The sequence below is a fragment of the Streptococcus sanguinis genome (assembly GCF_020729765.1).
Lineage (GTDB): Bacteria > Bacillota > Bacilli > Lactobacillales > Streptococcaceae > Streptococcus > Streptococcus sanguinis_Q.
Map to the genome: position 1 here is coordinate 1 of NZ_JAJEPD010000056.1, position 946 is coordinate 946.

Here is a 946-nt window from a genome sequence, read left to right on the forward strand (position 1 = left end):
GAACAAAATCTATTCTTTTATCTTTGCTTTGTTTTTTTCTACTAGTAATAGGAGGTAGTAATAGGAGGTAAATTTTATATGGATCGAATGAAAGTGGATAATCTCTACCGGCATGGTTTTCAGCTCTATGAAGAACAATCGCGACYTAYCTAAARGARCATTAYAGCGGTATCAGTAAAATCGAATTTTCTCCTATTTTTAAAAGTGGTGGAGGAGGAGAAGGTTTTGTAAATGCTCGTATAGTTCCAGTAGTTTATGATAATTATGGTAATAAAGTATATTTGCGCAATGATGGCGTTTTAAAGATGGGTGTGGCAGATTATGAAATGACAGCTGGAATTGATTTGGATTTTAATGTCAATGATGGTTCAGAAATAATTTATTTACATAATAAGAAGAATGAATCTGTTAGTGTGGAAGGTTACCAGCATTTGCCAGATGGATTAAAATTGAATAAGGATGAAATTACTGATGAAAAGATGGATGCTTTTTCTCGTGAAGGGTATCTAAAAGGTGTAGAAAAAAATAGCCAAGGCAGTCCCCAAGCTAAGATTGTCTATAATTTGGAAATTAGACGAGTGCAGGGAAGAGAGGCTTTCGAATGGCAGTAACGCACGAATTTGGTAAGTTTGGATAGAAAGAAGAGGAAAATTATATGTCAAAACGAACAAAATCTATTCTTTTATCTTTGCTTTGTTTTTTTCTACTAGTAATAGGAGGTAAATTTTATATGGATCGAATGAAAGTGGATAATCTCTACCGGCATGGTTTTCAACTTTATGAGGAACAATCGCAACCTACCTAAAAGAATCAGTAAAATCGATCAGTAAAATCGAATTTTCTCCTATTTTTAAAAGTGGTGGAGGAGGAGAAGGTTTTGTAAATGCTCGTATAGTTCCAGTAGTTTATGATAATTATGGTAATAAAGTATATTTGCGCAATGATG

1 protein-coding gene and 1 pseudogene are annotated in these 946 nt (G+C 33.5%); both read left to right on the forward strand.

Annotation, left to right across the window (positions count from 1 at the left end; translation table 11 throughout):
• Window positions 1–311 precede the first annotated feature (311 nt).
• Window positions 312–611: a hypothetical protein gene (locus K4H96_RS12380; RefSeq protein WP_223337230.1), complete on the forward strand. Its 300-nt coding sequence runs from the start codon at window positions 312–314 to the stop codon at window positions 609–611.
• 44 nt (window positions 612–655) lie between these two features.
• Window positions 656–946: pseudogene (locus K4H96_RS07870) on the forward strand (hypothetical protein); the annotation flags it as partial.